The sequence below is a fragment of the Mesonia maritima genome (assembly GCF_042433895.1).
In the GTDB taxonomy this organism is placed as follows: domain Bacteria; phylum Bacteroidota; class Bacteroidia; order Flavobacteriales; family Flavobacteriaceae; genus Mesonia; species Mesonia maritima.
This window is the reverse complement of the sequence record NZ_JBHLUA010000020.1, coordinates 1-1,075: the sequence shown is the minus strand read 5'-3', so window position 1 is coordinate 1,075 and position 1,075 is coordinate 1. Positions and strand designations below refer to the sequence as shown.

Annotated in this window: 1 protein-coding gene; it reads right to left on the bottom strand. The window is 32.1% G+C overall.

The genetic code is table 11. From position 1 onward, the window contains the following. Positions 1 to 256: 256 nt before the first annotated feature. Complete coding sequence (locus ACFFGL_RS12600) at positions 257 to 952, bottom strand: hypothetical protein (RefSeq protein WP_309730865.1); 696 nt, start codon at positions 950 to 952, stop codon at positions 257 to 259. Positions 953 to 1,075 lie beyond the last annotated feature (123 nt).

Genomic DNA, 1,075 nt, shown 5'->3' with positions numbered 1-1,075 from the left:
TTTTGGTACTCTTTTTTTGGGCATGGAGGTTTGTTGTCTTTCATCTTGATCCTGAATTAAATGATTGATTTTTGGTCAACCTATTTCAGGAAATGACGTTTTTTTAACTTGTGGCTAACGGGCTCGGCTATGAGTAGTTGCGTGGGTTAGCACTTAACTTTGCAAGTACAAACCAAGCTGAAAATCCGCGAGGATTTTCAGAAGTAGGCTAGAACAAGCAATTACTTATAGCCATTGTTGGCATTAGTTTTTTAATTCAGTTCATTGGTTTAACACTCATAACTTTCATCCATTCAGTTACTTCTAAAGGTTTCCATTGTTCATTTGTGTAAACACTATAAATATAATCGTACAATTCTTTAGTTAAGAAAATCAGTCGTCCATCGTTTCCGCCAGAAGCTAAATATATCCTTTCCTTAATTCCTTGTTTTTTGGCTTCTTGATTTATTATTTGAGCAAATCTCATAACTGCTTCGCCCCAGCCATAACCTTTGAAATTTTTAAAAATCACATATTCAGTTCCGTTTATTGTTATTCTATGATTTAACCATTCGTTTTTATCATCCCATTCCTCAAAATGGTCAGTAATATTTATTGTCAATCCAATTTTGTCAAAAGTCGGTTTTACTTGTTCTAAAAGTTCTGTAAACCCTCCCTCTTCATAAACAGTTTCTCCATCGCACCAATAATATCTATAATCAAGAGGCACACTAGTATCATCATCCCAAATAGAAACCAATTCATTAGTTGGGTCGTAATTTTCGATTAAGTCGTTTTTTAAGCTGTCGATATTTTTTTCGTCAGCATATTTGTAGTATCCTAATTTTTCCAATTGCGCTACAAATTCGGTAGCCGAAACTTTTTGAATAGAATTTTCTTTACTTTTTTTCTTAAAAGCTCCGAAAACAATTAATCCGATTATAATTCCAAATATTAGTCCCAATTTTTTCATTCGGTTTTAAATTAATGCCAACGTGTTTGTATATCTTAAGTTTGATTTTCATTAAATTTATTACTTAATCAGAAAGAACAAAAGAGCGGAATAAGGTTATTTTGTGTATTGAGATTTAAATCT

Coding starts and splice junctions, on each gene's coding strand:
- ACFFGL_RS12600 (WP_309730865.1), bottom strand. CDS start 952: ATGAAAAAATTGGGACTAATATTTGGAATTATAATCGGATTAATTGTT.